The organism is Flavobacterium sp., assembly GCF_031422135.1.
Lineage (GTDB): Bacteria > Bacteroidota > Bacteroidia > Flavobacteriales > Flavobacteriaceae > Flavobacterium.
This window is the reverse complement of the sequence record NZ_JANOQD010000023.1, coordinates 1-18,951: the sequence shown is the minus strand read 5'-3', so window position 1 is coordinate 18,951 and position 18,951 is coordinate 1. Positions and strand designations below refer to the sequence as shown.

The window sequence follows — 18,951 nt, the reverse complement described above, 5'->3', positions numbered from 1 at the left end:
AAATATTTATACTATTTCGGGTAAACTTATTTACTCCAAACAATGTTCAATTTTGGGTAATAAAGAGCAAAAAGTAACTTTTGAAATGCCTTCTGGAGCTAGTAACGGCATTTATTTGGTTCAGATTAAAACTAAAGAATTTGCTAAAACGGTTAAGTTAGTTTTTCAACAATAAAATTATAATTTATTAATTCAAAAAAAAAGGCTGTTCAAACAATATGAACAGCCTTTTTTACTTTTATTATTTCTTTAAAATTCATCTGGAAAAATTTTTCCGGGATTTAAAATATTATTATGATCAAAAACTGATTTTATTCTTGACATAATTTCCAAATGGGTTTTTGTGAAAGCAATATCCATATAGTTTTTTTGTACAAAACCTATTCCGTGTTCGCCCGAAAGTGTTCCTTTTAAAGAAACCGTCAATTCAAATATTTCACGAATACCAAGCGGTACTTGTGTTTGCCAATTGTCATCAGTCATATCACCTTTTATGATGTTAACGTGTAAATTTCCATCGCCTGCGTGACCATAACAAACTGATTTGAATCCGTATTTTGCACCTATTCTTTTAATTCCTCCAAGTAATTCAGGCAAATTATAACGTGGTACAACGGTATCTTCTTCTTTATAAACTGAATTGGCTTTAACCGCTTCGGCAACCGAGCGACGCATTTTCCAAAGTGCATTTTTTTGATCTTCAGTGTCGGCAAAAAGCACCTCATCAATTTCAAATTGTTCTACAACTTCCATTATTTTCTCGGCTTCTTGCATCAAAATATCAGGATAATTTCCGTCAACTTCAATTAACAAATGCGCTTGAACTTCGTCTTTAACAGTAACACTAATGTCGTGATTGTATTTCAAAGTCCAATCGATAGCATCACGCTCCATAAACTCTAATGCACTTGGAATAATTCCTGCTCTAAAAATAGCAGAAACGGCTTCGCAGGCTTGGCTGGCTTTATAAAATGGCACTAACATTAGCACATTATGAGAAACTTTAGGTAATAATTTCATCACGATTTTGGTAATCACGCCAAGTGTTCCTTCGCTGCCAACCATTAACTGTGTTAAATTATAACCTGTAGAATTTTTAAGCGTATTGGCACCTGTCCAAATGATTTCACCATTAGGCAAAACGACTTCAAGGTTGAGAACATAATCTTTGGTCACACCATATTTGACTGCTCGAGAACCACCAGCATTTTCGGCTACATTCCCTCCTATCCAACAACTGCCTTGGCTACTTGGATCGGGCGGATAAAACAATCCTTTTTCGGCAACTGCTTCTCGAAGAACTTGTGTGATTACAGCTGGTTCGACAGTTACTTGAAGGTTTTGCTCGTCTATATCTAGAATTTTATTTAATCTTTCAGTTGAAAGCCCAATTCCTTCATAAACTGATAGTGCACCGCCACTTAATCCCGTCCGTGCACCTATTGGGGTAGTTGGAATTTTATATTCGTTGGCAATTTTTAGAATGGCTGAAATTTCTTGTGCATTGGCTGGTTTTACAACTACATTGGGCGGAAAAACATAATCTTCGGTTTCGTCTTGACCGTAATGATTACGGGTTTCTTGATCGGTGAAAATATAAGATTCACCTAGAATATTGGTAAGTTTTTGAAGTACTTCTGGATTGAGTTGCATTGTAAAAAAATTGAAAAGTAAAAATAACAAAAAGAAAATATAAAATAGAAGATAGAATATAGATTTTTACCCATAGTTTAAATTTAAGAGGAATGCACTAGCCCCGACAGCAGCGGTATCCTTTTGTCTCGTTTCTTTAACGAGACAAAAGATATAGCGAATGGCGGGAATAAGCTCCTAAAAACCCTTCTTCAAATTAGGCAAAAAATAACAAATAATTCCTATTAATGGCAAATACGAACAAATCGTGTAAACGTATTGAATAGATGTGTGATCTGCCAAGATCCCGAGTAAAGCGGAACCCAACGCACCCATTCCGAAGGCGTAACCGTAGAAAAGTCCAGAGACCATTCCGATTTTTTTGGGCAATAATTCTTGTGCATAAACAATGATGGCTGGAAATGCAGATGAGATGATGATTCCGATAACAATCATTAAAACATCTGTCCAAAAAAGATTGACATATGGCAACAAAAGTGCAAATGGGAATGCTCCAAAAACGGAAAACCAAATAACATATTTTCGACCGATTCTGTCGCCTAATGGCCCACCAAGAATGGTTCCCAATGCATAAGCAATAAGGTAAATAAACATATGATATTGTGCATTTTGAATAGATAAATTGAATTTATTTATCAAATAAAAAGTATAATAACTGGACAAACTTGCTGAGTAGAAAAATTTTGAAAAAATGACAATTAAGAGTACTGAAATGGCAAAATTGACTTGTTTTTTGGATAAATTATTTTCTAATGCAATTCCTTTTGAATAATTTCTTAATTGTAAATGTTCCTTGTACCAAAAAGCAATTTTGGACAAAATTCCCAATCCGATTACGGCAGCAATAACAAACCAAAGAATGTATTTTTGCGAATGAGGAACTACAATTAAAGCAACCAAAAGTGGTCCGAGTGCTGTACCAAAATTCCCTCCAACTTGAAAAATAGATTGTGCCAAACCACGTTTTCCGCCCGATGCCATATTAGAAATTCGAGCCGATTCAGGATGAAAAATAGCTGAACCAATTCCAATAAGCATAACTGAAATAACAATCCAATAGAAATCATCTGCAAATGAAATGGAGATTATTCCAGCAAGTGAAAATACCATTCCATAAATTTGAGAAAATGGTTTTGGGTGCTTGTCTGTATAATAACCTACAAATGGTTGCAAGATTGATGCAGTGAATTGAAATGCAAAAGTAATTAATCCAATTTGTGTGAAACTTAAGCTATAACTTTCTTTTAAAATGGGATAAATAGATGGAATTATAGCTTGAATTAAATCATTGATTAAATGTGCAAAACTGATTGAAAATAATATAGAATACGCTGTTTTTTGAAGTAAATCTGTATGGATTGACGTTTGAGGATTTTGAGTCACTTTGGTGAAATTTGGTTTTGCAAAATTAAGAAAATTTAAACGCAAAGAACACAAAGATATTCGCAAAGTTAGCTAAGAAAATAATTTTGTAAGTTTGTAAATATAAATAGTATTATAAATTTGGAATCTCCTTTAAAAAAATCGGCTTTATCAGAAAAAGAAGGAATCGAACAACCAAAAATGGTTAGTAGTGCTTCGATAGAAAAAATTGTGTCAAGTCGAAAAATGCAACCTTCGTCAAAAGAGTTGATTGATGGGATTTTAAAAGGAAGTATCACTGATTTAAGTCGAGCTATCACTTTAGTAGAAAGTACTAATATGGAACATTTGGCGAAAGCCAATGAAGTGATTACTGCCTGTTTGCCTCACGCCAATAAATCGATTCGAATAGGAATCACTGGAGTACCTGGTGTTGGTAAAAGTACGTTTATAGAAGCGTTTGGGAAGTATTTAACTTCGCTTGGCAAGAAAGTAGCGGTTTTGGCAGTTGACCCTAGTAGTACGATTTCTCACGGAAGTATACTAGGCGACAAAACGCGAATGGAAGAATTGGTAAAAGACCAAAATGCTTTTATTCGCCCAAGTGCTTCAGGTGAAACTTTAGGTGGTGTAGCAAGAAAAACGCGTGAAACAATTATGCTTTGCGAAGCGGCTGGTTTTAACACTATTATTATTGAAACAGTGGGCGTTGGTCAAAGCGAAACTGCGGTGCATAGTATGGTTGATTTTTTCCTGTTATTAAAAATTTCAGGTGCTGGCGACGAATTGCAAGGTATAAAACGTGGCATTATGGAAATGGCAGATGCGATTGTAATTAACAAAGCCGATGGTGATAATATTATCAAAGCAAAATTAGCAAAAACTGAATTCAATAGGGCTTTGCATTTATTTCCTGCTAAAAAGTCGGGTTGGACTCCAACTACTTCAACTTGTAGTGCTATAACACACGAAGGCATTCCAGAAGTTTGGAAAACGGTTTCAGAATATACTGAATTAGTGAAAGAAAACAATTATTTCTTCGAAAAAAGAAAAGATCAAAACCAATTTTGGATGATGGAAACCATCAATGAACAATTGCAATCTAATTTTTACAATAATTCTGAAATTGAAAAATTATTAAAAGAAAACAAAAAAGCAGTTGCAAATAATGAAATATCACCTTTTGCAGCTGCTCAAATTTTGCTGGAGAAATATTTTAAAAAATAGTTTTATTCTTTTTCATAAAGTTCCATTTCTCTATCATAGAAAGCGTTTGCTTGTTCTATTAAACTTTCCATTTCCGTGTTTAATTCGGCTTCGTCAAGATCCTCAGCTTCTTCCATAAACTCGACTTCATCGTCTTTTAGATTGATGATAAATCGAGGATAATCAAGGTGAATAATAAAAATATCATCAGGAAAATCAGTATTGTCGCCTAGTAAAAATTTTGGTAATTCCATTTCTTATTGTTTATTCGGTTATTTGTTTATTCGGTTAAACGATTAAACAAATAACCGATTATCCTTTTAAAAATTTATTTGTCAGAAATAATAACTGGCGCATTTCCTTTACCATTCATAAAAATAATTTTAGAATTGTTTGAAGTAGCTATTTCTTTTTGTGCTTTTATTTGTTCGTATTGCAATTGTTTGTCGGTAAGTCCAGAGGAAATAATTCTTTGATAATCCGCAATACCTTGTGCTTCTACTCTTTTGCGTTCTGCCTCTTGTTTTTCTTTTTGAAGTACAAAAGTCATTTTTTGAGCATCTTGTTCTGCATTAATTTTACTTTCGATAGTCGCTTTTACGGAATTAGGCAAATTGATATTTCGAATTAATAATTGCTCTAAAATTAATCCCCGAGATTTAAAATCAGCTTCAATAGTTTTAACAATTCTTTGATGAAACTCACCTCTTTTAGTCGAATATAAGGCTATAGCATCATAATAAACAGCGTTGTCACGAATACGAGTTCTGGTTATTGGTCGCACAATTTTGTTGGAATAATCAATACCAATCGTTTTTAAAATTTTTGGTGCATCACTAGGTAATATTTTATATAAAACCGTCAAATCAATTACCACTTCCAAACCATCGTTTGATAAAACTCTTATGGCATCGTCACCTTGTTTTTCACCTTCATCGTGTGTCGCTGACATCGTGTAGTTTTGGGTTTGAATTGTCATATCAGTCACTGTCATAAAAGGATTTACGATTTGCAAACCACTTTCAAGAATATCTGGTTGAATACTTCCATAAAGAGACTTAACGCCTATTTTACCTGCATCGATTTGTTTGAACATTGAAGAGAAAATTCCCAATCCAATAACTACAAAACTAGCAATTCTAAAATTTTTGGACAATTGTAGTTGTGGTCTAATATTGTTTTTTAACACTAAACTTACAATCAATAAAATAACTCCGAGAACAATAAATAGTATCATTTTTAAATTTGTTTATAATAGTTATACGTTCCTATTTATAGTAAGTTACAAATTCAGGAAATTATTTATATTAATGATTTTCTGCAATTAACTTTTTGGTCAAATGATTGAATCTGATATATAAAAACAGTGCCGCTACTGACAATCCAGCCAAAAGTCCAACCCAGATTCCAGCTGCTTTCAAAGTAGTATGAATTCCTAAATAATACGATATGGGGAAACCAACAACCCAATAAGCGACAAAAGTGATATACATTGGGATTTTTACATCTTGCAAACCTCTTAAAGCGCCTAAAACTACTACTTGAATCCCATCAGAAATTTGAAAAATAGCGGCAACAAGCAACAATTGTGATGCAATAGCGATAACTTCTTGGTTATCTAATGCTTGATCGATATTTTCCATATTTAGAAATAAATGTGGCAAATATTGATGGAAAACAATAAAAAATAAAGCAAAAATAGTTTCTAAAATTATGGCTAATAAAAATATCGATTTTGCAACAACTACTAATTTTTTATAATCGTTTAATCCTTTTTGATTACTCACTCGAATCATAGCAGTTACGTTCAATCCCATAGCAAACATAAAAGTCATTGTAGCTAGTGTTAATGCTATTTGATTGGCTGCTTGACTGGTTTTCCCAATCGAACCTGAAAGCCAAATGGCAGCCGTAAACAAAGCCACTTCGAACAACATTTGCATTGCCGATGGTAAGCCTAAATCGACAATTTTACGGATTACTGTTTTTTTAATTTCTTTGAATTTGAATTCTCTAAAATATACACCCATTTTTTGATTATTTTTCATAATGTAATGCATAAAAACTACCATCATAATTCTAGAAATAACAGTTCCTAAAGCTGCTCCAAGAATACCTAATTTAGGAAAAATCCAAACACCATAAATCAATACATAATTAAAAAAAATGTGCACTACGTTTGCCATAAATATAGCATACATAGAATATTTTGTTTCTGACAAACCATCAGCAAACTGTTTGTAGCCTTGATAAATAATAACAGGAATCAACGAAAAAGCAACCCAATCAATATAGGGATTTGCCAAATCAACGACTTCTTTTGGTTGGTGCATCAAGAACATTATTGGTTTTGCCAAAACAACCAATCCAAAAAGCACAACGCCTAAAATGGTGCATAATAACAAGCCGTGATGAAACGTAGATCTAATTTTTTTTGTGTCATTTTCAGCGTGAGCCTCTGCTATAATAGGAGTTATTGCTGTCGAAAAACCAATTCCTACTGACATTGCAATAAATATAAAACTGTTACCTAACGATACTGCTGCCAGTTCTGTAGAACCCAATTTTCCTACCATAATATTGTCAACAATGCCAATTAAGGTATGACCCAACATACCCAAAATAACTGGATAAGCCAGTTTTATGTTCTCTGAAAATTCCTTGGTGTAAGTTGACAGTGACATTACTTTTTTTTTGCGAAAATACAATATAATACCTAAAAACAGAGTTTAAGTAACAACTTTAAAACTAAAATCATGAATACTAATAATTTCTTTTTACCAAATAAGCATCTTATAATTATTGTGATGCTCATTATTTCCTCAACTTTATTTGCACAAAAAAAGGTTGGTGATTTTCGATTAGGTTTTGGTTTTAATGGTGGTATTTCGCTTAATGATTCTTTTGATTTCAGTTTGGGTTTAGATGGTCGCTTGCAATATGATATATCACTCAAAACATCATTAGCGGCTACAACTGGCTACACCCACTTGTTCAACAAAGATATTTCTGGATTGGGTTTTGTACCTATAAAATTAGGTTTCAAATCATTCTTTGGAGACCAATTGTATGTTCTAGGTGAAGTTGGAGCAGCCATTGGTACGAAATCTGGAATGGGAACCTCCTTTTTATGGGCACCAGGCATTGGTGTGGCTACAAAGCACATTGATGTAAGTTTACGTTACGAAAATTACAACAAGTTTGATGCAGGACAAGTTTCGATACGATTTGCTTATGGATATAAACTGTAATCCTAGAATTATTTTTCCAACTGTTTTCTATATTCTGCAAAGTTAGCTTTCACTTTATCGTCCAATTCAGGTTCGTTCACATCCGTTAATTTTTGCATTTCTTGCCAAATAATTTGAGCCACAATAACACGAGCCATTTCCTTGTCATCAGCAGGAATTACAAACCAAGGCGCATTTGATTTTGAAGTTTTATTAATAGCTTCCTCATAATATTTCATATAATCGTCCCAACGTTCCCTTTCTTTTAAATCGCCTGGCGAAAATTTCCAGTGATGCTCTTCATTTTCTAAACGTCGAAGCAAGCGTTTGCGCTGCTCGTCCTTACTCATATGGAAATAAAACTTTAAAACTATGGTTCCGTTTTGGGTAATGTGTTTTTCAAAATTATTAATTTGCTCGAACCTATTTTCCCAAAATTCAGGTGTAATATCTTCTACTTTGTCAATTCCCGGCAAATTTTCACTCAAAATATATTCAGGATGCACACGCGTAACCAACACATTTTCGTAATGTGTTCTGTTAAAAACGGCAAACTTCCCTTTCTCGGGCAAAGCCAAATAATGACGCCACAAATAATCGTGTTCCAACTCCGTCGAATTTGGTGTTTTAAAACTATGCACCACCACACCACGCGGATTAAATTCTTTAAAAACTTCCCGAATCAAACTGTCTTTCCCAGAAGTATCCATCCCTTGTAAACAAATCAAAACGCTATATTTGTTATGCGCATACATCACATCTTGCCACTCGCTCAACTTAGTTTGAATTTTATCTAAAGCCTTTTCTTTGGCATCATCATCGGCATCAATTTTTAGTTCCGTAGGCAATTTTGCCAGTGCAATTTTATCAATAACTTTAAAATCATCAGGAGTAATCGAATTCATATTTTTAGTTTTATATTTGTTTAATGTCAGACTGAGCTTGTCGATGTTTGGAGCTATTCCTGCTATCCGTTTCAATCTTTTTTAAAATACCACACTTCGACAAGCTCAGTATGACATTTTAAAAAAGGATTTTCACTACTATCAGGGCTAAACTTATTCGCTAATTTATGGAAAAAATTTTACTTTCGGCATTTTTAAAAATTTCAGGCATTGGAGCAGCCTCAGGAATTGTTCATACAAATAATTCATTGTATATTATCAGTGACAATTCAGGTTTTTTGTATCAATATCAATTAGAAAATAAGCAGTTGTTAAAGCATACATTAATTGATAACCCATCCGAAAATATTCTCAAAAAACAAAAACCCGATTTCGAATCTATCACTTTAAAAGGAAATGAACTGCATATTTTCGGCTCAGGATCGACAGAAAATCGTAATAAAAAGATAATTTACACTATTGAAAATCAAAAAATTAAAGAAAACGATTTGTCCACATTATATCAAAATATAAAAACTTCAATTCCTATTTCTGATGATGAATTAAACATTGAAGGGGCATTTTATCACAACGAAAATCTGTATTTATTCCAACGAGGCAACGGAGGGAACTCTAAAAATGGTATTGTAAAAATTGAATTCAATGACAAATTAAAAATTGAATTTCAAAGCATTCAATTACCCAAAATAAAACACGTAGAAGCCACATTTACTGATGCCATTCTTGTTGACGATAAAATTTATTTTCTAGCCTCGGCTGAAGATACAACTTCTACCTATGATGATGGCGAAGTACTAGGAAGCCTCATAGGCTGTATGGATGTTGAAACTTTCGAAATCGAATTTACACATCAAATAAATGACAATCAAAAATTTGAAGGATTAACAACTTACCAAAAAACAAATTCTGAAATTATTTTCTTACTTTGCGAAGACAATGACACCGAAGAATTAGAATCAACTATTTACAAACTAACATTAAAACAATGAATCCAATTTTAAACAAGAATCTTTATTTCATCAAAGAAAAAACAGGCATTTTTAAAGCAGCAAACAGCTATGACATTCTTGATCCAGAAACCAGTAAAGTTTTAATGACCAGCACGGAACCAAACTTGGGTTTTTTTACCAAAATAGTTCGTTTTACAAAATACAAATCAATGACGCCTTTTAATGTGGTTTTAAGCACAACCAGTAATCACAATGTGGTTAATTTAAAACGAGGCGTTACAATTTTCCGTTCTGATGTTCAAGTTTTTGATGACAAAGACCGTCAAATTGGTATTTTCAAACAAAAATTCTGGTCAATGGGAGGCAAATTTGAAGTGTATGATATGCAAGGAAAACAAGTTTGTTTGGTAGAAGGAAAATGGACAGGCTGGGATTTTAAATTCACCAGAGACAATCAAGAAATTGCTATTGTAACCAAAAAATGGGCTGGATTAGGCAAAGAACTTTTTACCTCAGCTGATAATTATATTCTCGAAATAAAAAATACTGTTCCTCAAGACGATATCGTAAGACAGTTTATTATGGCAGCTGTATTGTGTATTGATATGGTGTTGAAAGAGAGATAAATTATTTTAAATCAAGTTTTTAGCGGTCAGTATTCAGTGATTCAATAGTCAGTTTAGAGTGCTGATTACTAACCACTTGTTACTGACCACTAATTTTTTTTTACCTTCGTCCCAACCTTTTTACAAAAAAAGTCCTCTTTAGTTTAAATACATATATTGTGATAAACGAAAACTTAATCATTGCCTGCAAAAAAATGCACCGAGACGCACAGCGTCAAGTGTATGAAATTATGGCTCCAAAACTGTATCGCACCTGCAAACGATACCTCAAGAAGGAAGAAGAAATAGAAGAAATCCTAGCCGATGCATTTTACATTATTTTTACCAAAATTGACCAACTCAAAGAAGCTGGAGCTTTTGATGCTTGGGCTAGACGAATTGTTGTAAACGAATGCCTTCATCAATTGAAGCGGAATGTTAACTTCAATTTGTATTTAGAAGATACTAAATTTCAATTGCAACCGCAAAGTTTGCCAGAAACCCAACTTGAAGAAGAAGATTTGTTAAAATTATTAGATCTAATTCCAATGGGCTGCAAAACAGTTTTTAACCTTTTTGCAATTGAAGGTTTTGGTCATAAGGAAATTGCGAGTATGCTCAACATTTCTGAAGGCACATCAAAATCACAATTGAATGTAGCAAAAACCAAGTTGAAAGATTTAGTGAATACTCTTTATTATCAAAAAGCGAAGTAAGACAATGGAAAATCAAGATAAAATATTCGAACAGTTTAAAAATGCTGCTCAAAAATCAGAAACTAAAGACTTTGAAGCACTCGAAAAAGTCTGGTCACGAGTAGATGCCAAACTCGACACCAAGGTACAAAAAACTCAAAACAAGAACTGGAAAAAATTTGCCATAGCAGCATCGGTTTTATTAGTAATTTCTATAAGTTATTTGCTGTATCAATCGAATTATAAAGTTATTCTTATAAATAAAAAAGTGGTTGTTTTAGATTCTATTCAAACAGAAAAAGCGATTGTTACTTCAGATGAAACCGAAGCAATTATCAATACAGAAACTGATAAAAAGATTCAGGAAGTGATTAAAAATGCACCCGAAGTAGTCGTAAACTCAAATCAAAATCCAGAAGCATCTCCCATTCAAGCAAACGAAGAAATAGTGGTTAATGAATCATTAACCAACAGTAAAAATGCTGAAAAAGAGACAAAAAGTAAAGGCTATCTTTTAAGAGGTAACGTATTTGAGGCTATTGGTGTAAGACATATTAAGTCGGAAGACATCACAATCGAGAATAATAAAGTGGAAACTCAGGTTGTCACTCCAACAAGTTCTCCGCTTGTCGTAATTGACGGAAATGCAAAAACCCACCGAAAAGGCAGTCGATATGGAGAAACCGAAAAAGAGGCACTCTCAAAACTAGATTCAGATGAAGTTGAAAATGTAGTAATTTTAAAAGAACCACTTTACATTATTAACGGTGTTGAGTATAGCGAAGAAGATTTGTTTGGCAAAAATCCAACAAGTCCTTATGCACCGCTGGACCGACAAGAAATTGAAAAAATAGAAATTCTGCAAGACGAAGATGCCATCGAAAAATTTGGTAAAAAAGGAGAAAAAGGCGTTGTAATTATTAGTACTAAAAACAGAAAGCCAGTTTCAAAAAAATAACAACTAACATTCTAAAAAATAATATTATGAAAAACTTAAAAAGTATTTCAGTAGCTATTCTTATGCTTATTTCTTTGCTAGCAACTGGACAAGAAACGTCAAATGCAACTGAAACTAAAAAAAGCAATTTAGCTAATGCTTTGAGTGGTAAAATCCCAGGAGTTTCTGTTACAACATCAACCCCAGTAGCAGGTTCCTCGAAAATCGTATCGAGATGTAATGCATCAATAACTGGAAATAACAAACCCTTATTTATTGTTGATGGCATCCCATTTGACAATAATAATGAAATAAACGGAGGAAGTGGCAGTAGTAATTTAGGAACACATCCCACAATTAATCCTGACGACATAGAATCTGTTACCGTAGTAAAAGGGGAACAAGCAATTAAACTTTATGGCAGTAAAGCACATGTAGGTGTTATACTAATTACTACAAAAAAAGGCAACCGTTTAGAAGCAATAAAAACAACTAACCGAAGAAAAATAAAATTAAAAGGTACAATTACAGATTGTGAAAATAATACAATATCGAATGTTGATATTTTTAATCTAAACACAAAAGAAACTTTCAAATCAGATTCAACCGGAAAATATACAATTAAAGCTTACGAAAAAAATTTGTTGCAGTTTTCAAAAAATGATTTTGAATCACAAAGAATTTTAATACAGAAGAAAAAAGAAATTAATATTTCATTAAAAATGAAACCAACAATTCAAGGAATAAAGTCAAAAGGAGTAAAAACAGAATTTGGAAATGGACAAATAATCCTCAGAAAACCCGTCATCTATCTTTATCCTAAAGAAAAAACTGATATAGATTTCCAATTAAATTTTAAAGGGGAATTATTAACCACTTTTCCAAAATATGACAAAAATTGGACTTTAACAGCTTATCCTGACGGAAAAATATTTGATAAAAAAACCAATCGATTTTACACTTCGCTTTTTTGGGACGGAAAATTTGATTTTCCAAAAGAACACTACAATTATAAAGAGGGGTTTGTAGTTTCTAAAAACAATTTAAACACATTTCTTATTGAAAAATTAGAACACATTGGTTTGAATACATTTGAAACAAACGATTTTATGCAATATTGGTTGCCTATTTTAGAAAAAAATGAAATAAACTTTATTCACTTTCGTGTCAATACTGATTATGATTTAATTTCAAAAAATATTGTAAACCCAAAACCAGATACTTCAATACGTGTTTTTATGGATTTCTATGCTTTGGATAAAATAATGGAGTTTCAAGAGCAAATTTTACCCAAAACCGAAAGAAAAGGGTTCACTCTTATAGAATGGGGCGGCAGTGATGTCAGTATTCCAGTAAAAGAAAGAAATAATTTGTAAAGCAAAAGCCAATAGTTATAATCATAACTATTGGCTTTTGCTTTTAATATTTCTCTAAAGACTATTTCTCTATTTCACGCATACTTTCCATTTTCTTGTTTTTTAAGAAACCTGTAATGTCTTCAAAATGCTCTTTGACACGCTTGTTACCAAATTCAAACACTTTAGTTGCTAAACCGTCCAAGAAATCACGGTCGTGAGAAACCAGAATTAAAGTTCCATCAAAATCACGCAACGCATCTTTAATAATGTCTTTGGTTTTCATATCCAAGTGGTTGGAAGGCTCATCAAGAATCAATAAATTAACAGGTTCAAGCAATAATTTAATCATTGCCAAACGAGTTTTTTCGCCACCAGAAAGTACTTTTACTTTTTTAGTCACATCGTCACCGTGAAACATAAACGCCCCTAGAATATCTTTAATTTTGGTACGCACATCTCCGACTGCAATATCATCAATAGTTTCAAAAATAGTAGCATTTTCGTCGAGCAAAGCCGCTTGATTCTGCGCAAAATAACCAATTTGTGCATTATGACCAATTTCAACCGAACCAGAATTGATTTCAATTTGCTTCATAATGGCTTTAATCATTGTCGATTTTCCTTCCCCATTTTTACCCACAAAAGCTACTTTCTGTCCTCGCTCAATCACAATATTCGCGTCTTTAAAAATAACATTATCGCCATACGATTTTGTCATATCCTTCACAATAACAGGATAATTTCCGGAACGAACCGCTGGTGGGAATTTTAGTTTTAAGGCAGAAGTATCCACCTCATCAACTTGAACAATAACTAGTTTTTCGAGCATTTTTACACGTGATTGTACGGCATCGGTTTTAGAGAAAGTGCCTTTAAAACGATCTATAAAAGTTTGATTGTCGGCAATCATACGTTGTTGTTCGTCGTATGCTTTTTGTTGGTGCATTCTTCTATCTTTTCGAAGTTCAAGATAATGCGTATATTTGGCTTTGTAGTCATAAATTCTTCCCATTGTCACTTCAATAGTACGATTGGTAATATTATCAACAAATGTTTTATCGTGCGAAATAACCACAACTGCTTTAGCAGAATTAATCAAAAAATCCTCCAACCACTGAATGCTTTCAATATCCATATGGTTTGTTGGCTCATCAAGTAGAATTAAATCTGGCTTTTGCAAAAGGATTTTTGCCAATTCGATTCGCATTCTCCAACCACCAGAAAATTCTGAAGTTTGACGAGAGAAATCTTCCCGCATAAAACCCAAACCAGTTAAGATTTTTTCTACTTCTGCTTCATAATTGATTTCTTCAATGGCATAAAATTTTTCGGATAAGTCAGAAACACGTTCGATTAATTTCATGTACTCATCGCTTTCATAATCAGTACGAACGGTTAATTGCTCATTTATTTCATCAATTTCAGCTTTCATAGCAAAAACTTCACCAAAAGCTTTTGAGGTTTCTTCCATAACCGTAGCGCCATCAGTTGTTAACAAATGCTGAGGCAAATAGGCCACAACGGCGTCTTTTGGTGCCGATATATTTCCTGTTGATGGTTTGGCTTGACCCGAAATTATCTTTAATAAAGTAGATTTTCCCGCGCCATTTTTGCCCATTAAGGCGATTTTATCATTTTCGTTGATGGCGAAAGAAACATCACTAAATAAAGTGGTTCCACCAAATTGTACGGAAATATCGTTGACTGTAATCATTATTAGATAATTAGATTTTTCGATTACTAGATTTTTAGACAATCGATTTTTTAAAGCTGCAAAGATAATTTAATTAACTTAAGTTGCTAGTTTGATTCAATCATAAATTAAATCTATATATAATATTTTAAAACACAGATTATAGAAATTTTTAAAATTTCTATAATCTGTGTTTTAAAAAAATGTAATCAATACAATTTGTATTTGTATTTGTCTTTTATACCTAATATGACTGGATTATTAGTTCTAATTTTAAAATAGACAAACTAGCAACTTGAATTAATTATAAAAGATACTATTTATTCTTTGATTAGAGTTTCTGTATATAAAATTCCATTCGAAGAAATTTTTACAATGTAACTACCTTTAGCTAGATTTTCTATGTTAATTACAAAAGGATTTTGAGTAGTATTTTGTGTTATTAATTTTTTCCCTAATAAATCATATATTACGATTTCGGCTTGTTCATTAAAAAGAGTTTTTGGAATTTCAATGTTTAATGCTGCATTTGTTGGATTAGGATAAAAAAGAATTTCTTTATTTAAATCTTTAACATCAATTGTTGATAAATTAGTATTACAAACTCCTCTGAGGCTATTAAAATTGATTAACGGCCAAGCAGCTATACACCAATCAACTATTTGGTTAATAATACTGCAATCAACACCTTCGGCTATGAATTTTGGAATAGCATAATACATTTTATCTGCATATTGCCCAAACTCTTTTACAACCGCAATATTCACAACTGTCGATTTAGTAACAGGATCAAGAGCACTATCGCCACCATTTGGTGCTTCTCTTGGCCAATCAACTAGATTGTTTTCAGGTTTATTTACTTCTGCAAGAAACTGCAGTAATTGCGCTTCTAAAACCCATTTTGATAAATTTGGATTTACATTATTTAAGAAATGTAAGAATGTTTCGGGTGGGTTGTAATAAAATCTACTGGTTTGATGAATACCTATAAAATGAAAAGGCCCTTGGTTTCGCATTCTGAATCCATCGGCTCCAGGACCATTCATTTCAGATTTTGACCAAGATCTAATTTGATACATTTGGTTTAGCGCAGAATAATAGCGTAGCGGTTCTGGTATTCCAGAAGATACTGATGCATAAGCTATAAAAGGGGCATGATAATTAAAATCCGTAGGTGTTACACCTCCAACAAAACCATTACCTCCATTAAGTACATACTGAAGATTGTACCAAGCTGTGGTTTCATATTGTCCTGTTGCTGTTGATTGTCCTGTAAACTGTTGGCAATTATTTGGACTTACACAAGCTGTAAAATGGGCTGGCACTTCAAAAACCGAATATACATTGTTAGGCCATTGCCTTGTACTAGGTTGGTCGTCAGGAGTAACAAACCAACTTGCTTTGTCTTGTAATTCAAATTCAACATTCAATTCAAAATTTTTGACAGCCAATAGGCGAGCCAAGCTAGTTGCGGCAAACTCTTTAGGAACATCTGGTGCTAAATTCATATTGGCAGTACCGTCTTCCGTTCTCCAATGTTTTGGATCACTGCTTCCTTCGGCTAAAAATTGCCTAAAAGGAATCCATAATTTTGATATCTCACCAAGTAATTGAATTTTATCTCTCGTTGCAGGAGGTTGCGCTGTCATGTAAGTCCGAAGGTTTTGTATTGCCGTTATCGGTTTTCGAACTCTATTGGGATCTAGAATATAATTATTATTTGAATAGGCATCAAGTGGATGTATCATAGGTAACCAATGTTTCCAATCTGGAAGTTGTATCGCAAGTGGCAATATGGTTCTATCATCCATTAAATCAGAATTGAAGGCAGCTCGCACTGTTTGACTCGTAATTCCATTAGGGAATAAATACGGAGCCATGTCCTTATCTTCTTCAAGAACGGCATCAATACCTGCGCCAGCTGCCCATTGATTTATAGGTTTGTTTTGTAAAGCTGGTCCTGGTTGATAAGGTGGATTCCAAGGTCTTCCGTGTCTTCCAATGGTATTAGGTGGAGTTGTGGGTTGAGAAAGACTCCTGATATATGACGCTATTTGTTGCCCTTCCAATTCGGTTAATTTATGAAATTTTGAACGTTCAATAATAGATAAATTCGAGTAACTAAACATTTCTAGATCTCTTCCGTCTTGAGTATGACATGAAGCACATTTTGCATTTATGGGCTTTGTAGCCGGTATTTCTTGTTCGTACCAAGAACCTTTTTCTCCTGCGGGTAAATAATGATTCCATAAATTGGCATTATTCCACAAATTTTTTCCCGTATTTATTGAAGCTTGGTCTGTAAATGGCCCCGTCCAATTATCTGGATTGTCTTCTTCAAACATAGAAGCGGGTAGCAATCGATTTTTATTAGTATCTAATAAATTCATTCTTACTACTCGATATCCAATTGAAATTCCGTTAGATTTATTAAATCGAAACTCAATAGTGTTATCTCCAGCAATAAGACCAGTTTTTGGTATCGTAAACCTTATGGTGTTGAATCCACCATGTGTCATTCCGCCTCTTTGTTTTTCCTGAACTTGCATTTGTACAGTTTGATGGTTTAATGAAAACCAAGTACCGCCGTTAATTCTTACTGAACCTTTATTTTCAAAACTTAAGTTATTAACCATCAACCAAATATTTGCTGTAGCAGTTAGCGTTTGTTGATTAATTGTAAAAGATCTACTAACAACTTTTCCCTCGGCACCTAAAACCTCAATAGGTAAGACAATTGGAGGTAATATATTTTTTTTTGAGTGGTTTGGTAGCGTTTTTAAAAAGTCTTTCTTGTGATGCGCTTTTGTTTCTAAAGTTGCAGTACTAGCTATGCAATAATTCCAGCTATGCAACAGTATTATTAAAATAGTTAAAATTAAATTTTTCATAATATTTTTTTTATTAAGATACTGTTTTACAGCAACTTGTGCGTTTTAATCCCAATTATAAATATACACTATTTTTTAAAACATTTTATCAATATTTTTTTGTTAACAGATTAATAACTATTTAAAAATGTTTATCATCTGATAATTTTTCACTGCTTCTAAAGTATTCTTTTTAGATTCAGCTTATACAACCAACTTAAACCTTCTTCGTTAATTGCATTCGTTTTCTAAAATTCTCAGGTGTATCGCCTAACATTTTCTTAAACGCTTGGTAAAAATTACTATGGCTCTCAAAACCCAAATCAAAAGCAATTTCGTTAATGGGAATATCCGTTTCTTCGAGTAGTGATTTTGCTTTGTCCATTTTTCTGGACAGAATGTATTGATATGGTGTAACCTTTAAATACTTTGAGAAAAGCCGTATCAAATGATCTGTTTTCCATTCGGTGAGTGCAACTAGTTGATGAATTTCTATTTTTTTATCAATATTTACATTAATATAGTTGACTACTTTTCTGATTCGTTGTGGCACGAAATCTTTTTCATTTTCATTATTTCTAGCAGCATCTATTTTTTTGTGATAATAATTATTTAAAACTATAGATATAGTGGCTTTTAAATCTTCGTCTTTAAACGGTTTTACAATATAACCGTTGGGTCTGGTAGCATTTACTTGGTCTAACGTACTTTTATCGGCATAAGAAGTTACGTATATATAAGGAATACTGTCTTTTTCCAGTAAGTACTGCCCTAAATGAGTACCGTCTTTGCTCTTGTTCAGGTTAATGTCTATAAGTACCAATATGGGTTGGTGCTCCTCAATGCTTTCAATTGCTTTTTCTACCGATGTTACATCGATAATGACCTCAAAACCCAACTTTTCGAGAGTGCCTTGCATATCGAGTGCGATAAGCAACTCGTCTTCTACAATAATAATTTTATTATTCATAATTAGGAAGGGTTATTTTTTTAAATTGTATCACAAACTTTGCTCCTGAATCGTTTAGAATAGTTAAAGTTCCTGAAATTTGCGATACCAATAATTTTACAATTTTTAAACCTACGCTCTTTCCATTTTCTATGTTAGCGGGTATTCCCACTCCGTTATCCTGAATGGTAAGATGGTAAAAGCCGTCTTCGTTTATCAATTTAATTTTTATAACACCGTTTTCGATACCTGTAAATGCGTGTTTGTATGCGTTTATAACTAGCTCGTTAATGATAAGTCCTAACGAAATAGAAGTTTCTATATCAAAATTCGCCTCATTGATATCCGTTTCTAGTTGTACTTGCAGTCCCGAAAAAGAACTTTTTATTGACGATAACAATCGTTTTACATATTCTTCAAAATTTACAAAACTGATATTTTCTGACTCGTACAAATATTCGTGAATTAATGCCATCGAGCGTATTCGGTTTTCGCTAATTTCTATAAAATCATCTATCGATAACTGTTTAGAATCTCG

18 protein-coding genes are annotated in these 18,951 nt (G+C 33.0%); 8 read left to right on the top strand and 10 right to left on the bottom strand.

The window, feature by feature from the left end:
• Window positions 1-4 precede the first annotated feature (4 nt).
• Window positions 5-175 (top strand): T9SS type A sorting domain-containing protein, encoded by a 171-nt coding sequence (locus RMO70_RS16880; protein ID WP_409025067.1) that lies wholly within the window; start codon window positions 5-7, stop codon window positions 173-175.
• A 74-nt stretch (window positions 176-249) separates the two neighbouring features.
• On the opposite strand, the gene RMO70_RS03930 is transcribed toward RMO70_RS16880, so the two are convergent.
• Together RMO70_RS03930 and RMO70_RS03925 are read right to left on the bottom strand one after the other, a co-directional pair.
• On the bottom strand, window positions 250-1,653 hold the full coding sequence (locus RMO70_RS03930; RefSeq protein ID WP_310555117.1) for an FAD-linked oxidase C-terminal domain-containing protein: 1,404 nt from the start codon (window positions 1,651-1,653) through the stop codon (window positions 250-252).
• A 177-nt stretch (window positions 1,654-1,830) separates the two neighbouring features.
• Window positions 1,831-3,036, bottom strand: a complete 1,206-nt coding sequence (locus RMO70_RS03925) for an MFS transporter (protein ID WP_310555116.1) — start codon at window positions 3,034-3,036, stop codon at window positions 1,831-1,833.
• Window positions 3,037-3,216: 180 nt separating this feature from the next.
• On the opposite strand from RMO70_RS03925, the gene meaB reads away from it, so the two are divergent.
• A complete protein-coding gene (gene meaB, locus RMO70_RS03920; protein ID WP_409025066.1) occupies window positions 3,217-4,242 on the top strand; it encodes a methylmalonyl Co-A mutase-associated GTPase MeaB in 1,026 nt (341 codons plus the stop codon).
• A 2-nt stretch (window positions 4,243-4,244) separates the two neighbouring features.
• Here the strand turns inward: meaB and RMO70_RS03915 are convergent, their stop codons facing one another.
• The 3 genes from RMO70_RS03915 to RMO70_RS03905 form a co-directional block, all read right to left on the bottom strand.
• On the bottom strand, window positions 4,245-4,475 hold the full coding sequence (locus RMO70_RS03915) for a hypothetical protein (RefSeq protein ID WP_310555114.1): 231 nt from the start codon (window positions 4,473-4,475) through the stop codon (window positions 4,245-4,247).
• Between the two features lie 74 nt (window positions 4,476-4,549).
• A complete protein-coding gene (locus RMO70_RS03910; RefSeq protein WP_310555113.1) occupies window positions 4,550-5,458 on the bottom strand; it encodes a prohibitin family protein in 909 nt (302 codons plus the stop codon).
• A gap of 70 nt (window positions 5,459-5,528) precedes the next feature.
• Window positions 5,529-6,905, bottom strand: coding sequence for an MATE family efflux transporter (locus RMO70_RS03905; RefSeq protein ID WP_310555112.1), 1,377 nt, complete (start codon window positions 6,903-6,905; stop codon window positions 5,529-5,531).
• A 72-nt stretch (window positions 6,906-6,977) separates the two neighbouring features.
• Between RMO70_RS03905 and RMO70_RS03900 the strand changes: the two genes are divergently transcribed.
• Window positions 6,978-7,472: a hypothetical protein gene (locus tag RMO70_RS03900; RefSeq protein ID WP_310555111.1), complete on the top strand. Its 495-nt coding sequence runs from the start codon at window positions 6,978-6,980 to the stop codon at window positions 7,470-7,472.
• A gap of 8 nt (window positions 7,473-7,480) precedes the next feature.
• Here the strand turns inward: RMO70_RS03900 and RMO70_RS03895 are convergent, their stop codons facing one another.
• Window positions 7,481-8,356: a PPK2 family polyphosphate kinase gene (locus RMO70_RS03895; protein WP_310555120.1), complete on the bottom strand. Its 876-nt coding sequence runs from the start codon at window positions 8,354-8,356 to the stop codon at window positions 7,481-7,483.
• Window positions 8,357-8,523: 167 nt separating this feature from the next.
• Between RMO70_RS03895 and RMO70_RS03890 the strand changes: the two genes are divergently transcribed.
• The 5 genes from RMO70_RS03890 (at window position 8,524) to RMO70_RS03870 (ending at window position 12,919) form a co-directional block, all read left to right on the top strand.
• Complete coding sequence (locus RMO70_RS03890) at window positions 8,524-9,345, top strand: DUF6929 family protein (protein WP_310555110.1); 822 nt, start codon at window positions 8,524-8,526, stop codon at window positions 9,343-9,345.
• Window positions 9,342-9,932 (top strand): phospholipid scramblase-related protein, encoded by a 591-nt coding sequence (locus RMO70_RS03885; RefSeq protein WP_310555109.1) that lies wholly within the window; start codon window positions 9,342-9,344, stop codon window positions 9,930-9,932. Before RMO70_RS03890 ends, RMO70_RS03885 begins: the two co-directional genes overlap by 4 nt.
• Window positions 9,933-10,126: 194 nt before the next feature.
• Window positions 10,127-10,627 carry a sigma-70 family RNA polymerase sigma factor gene (locus RMO70_RS03880; protein ID WP_310555119.1) on the top strand — a complete coding sequence of 167 codons (501 nt, stop codon included), beginning with the start codon at window positions 10,127-10,129 and terminating at the stop codon, window positions 10,625-10,627.
• A 4-nt stretch (window positions 10,628-10,631) separates the two neighbouring features.
• A complete protein-coding gene (locus tag RMO70_RS03875; protein WP_310555108.1) occupies window positions 10,632-11,564 on the top strand; it encodes a hypothetical protein in 933 nt (310 codons plus the stop codon).
• Between the two features lie 26 nt (window positions 11,565-11,590).
• Window positions 11,591-12,919 (top strand): TonB-dependent receptor plug domain-containing protein, encoded by a 1,329-nt coding sequence (locus tag RMO70_RS03870; protein WP_310555107.1) that lies wholly within the window; start codon window positions 11,591-11,593, stop codon window positions 12,917-12,919.
• Between the two features lie 61 nt (window positions 12,920-12,980).
• Here RMO70_RS03870 and abc-f read toward each other — a convergent pair whose 3' ends face one another.
• The 4 genes from abc-f to RMO70_RS03850 all read right to left on the bottom strand — a co-directional run.
• On the bottom strand, window positions 12,981-14,615 hold the full coding sequence (gene abc-f, locus RMO70_RS03865) for a ribosomal protection-like ABC-F family protein (RefSeq protein WP_310555118.1): 1,635 nt from the start codon (window positions 14,613-14,615) through the stop codon (window positions 12,981-12,983).
• 299 nt (window positions 14,616-14,914) lie between these two features.
• The gene (locus RMO70_RS03860) at window positions 14,915-17,485 is read right to left on the bottom strand and encodes a T9SS type A sorting domain-containing protein (RefSeq protein WP_310555106.1); all 2,571 of its coding nucleotides are present in this window, start codon (window positions 17,483-17,485) and stop codon (window positions 14,915-14,917) included.
• 196 nt (window positions 17,486-17,681) lie between these two features.
• Window positions 17,682-18,434, bottom strand: coding sequence for a response regulator transcription factor (locus RMO70_RS03855; protein WP_310555105.1), 753 nt, complete (start codon window positions 18,432-18,434; stop codon window positions 17,682-17,684).
• Window positions 18,427-18,951 (bottom strand): sensor histidine kinase (locus RMO70_RS03850; RefSeq protein ID WP_310555104.1); only part of this gene is annotated, 525 nt, incomplete at its 5' end. The genes RMO70_RS03855 and RMO70_RS03850, both read right to left, overlap by 8 nt.

Bases quoted from the DNA above. Each gene is read 5' to 3' on its own strand.
- RMO70_RS03930 (WP_310555117.1), bottom strand. From the start codon at position 1,653: ATGCAACTCAATCCAGAAGTACTTCAAAAACTTACCAATATTCTAGGT.
- RMO70_RS03900 (WP_310555111.1), top strand. From the start codon at position 6,978: ATGAATACTAATAATTTCTTTTTACCAAATAAGCATCTTATAATTATT.
- RMO70_RS03910 (WP_310555113.1), bottom strand. From the start codon at position 5,458: ATGATACTATTTATTGTTCTCGGAGTTATTTTATTGATTGTAAGTTTA.
- RMO70_RS03855 (WP_310555105.1), bottom strand. From the start codon at position 18,434: ATGAATAATAAAATTATTATTGTAGAAGACGAGTTGCTTATCGCACTC.
- RMO70_RS03890 (WP_310555110.1), top strand. From the start codon at position 8,524: ATGGAAAAAATTTTACTTTCGGCATTTTTAAAAATTTCAGGCATTGGA.
- RMO70_RS03870 (WP_310555107.1), top strand. From the start codon at position 11,591: ATGAAAAACTTAAAAAGTATTTCAGTAGCTATTCTTATGCTTATTTCT.
- RMO70_RS03895 (WP_310555120.1), bottom strand. From the start codon at position 8,356: ATGAATTCGATTACTCCTGATGATTTTAAAGTTATTGATAAAATTGCA.
- RMO70_RS03915 (WP_310555114.1), bottom strand. From the start codon at position 4,475: ATGGAATTACCAAAATTTTTACTAGGCGACAATACTGATTTTCCTGAT.
- RMO70_RS03880 (WP_310555119.1), top strand. From the start codon at position 10,127: ATGCACCGAGACGCACAGCGTCAAGTGTATGAAATTATGGCTCCAAAA.
- RMO70_RS03885 (WP_310555109.1), top strand. From the start codon at position 9,342: ATGAATCCAATTTTAAACAAGAATCTTTATTTCATCAAAGAAAAAACA.
- RMO70_RS03860 (WP_310555106.1), bottom strand. From the start codon at position 17,485: ATGAAAAATTTAATTTTAACTATTTTAATAATACTGTTGCATAGCTGG.
- RMO70_RS03905 (WP_310555112.1), bottom strand. From the start codon at position 6,905: ATGTCACTGTCAACTTACACCAAGGAATTTTCAGAGAACATAAAACTG.
- abc-f (WP_310555118.1), bottom strand. From the start codon at position 14,615: ATGATTACAGTCAACGATATTTCCGTACAATTTGGTGGAACCACTTTA.
- RMO70_RS03875 (WP_310555108.1), top strand. From the start codon at position 10,632: ATGGAAAATCAAGATAAAATATTCGAACAGTTTAAAAATGCTGCTCAA.
- meaB (WP_409025066.1), top strand. From the start codon at position 3,217: ATGGTTAGTAGTGCTTCGATAGAAAAAATTGTGTCAAGTCGAAAAATG.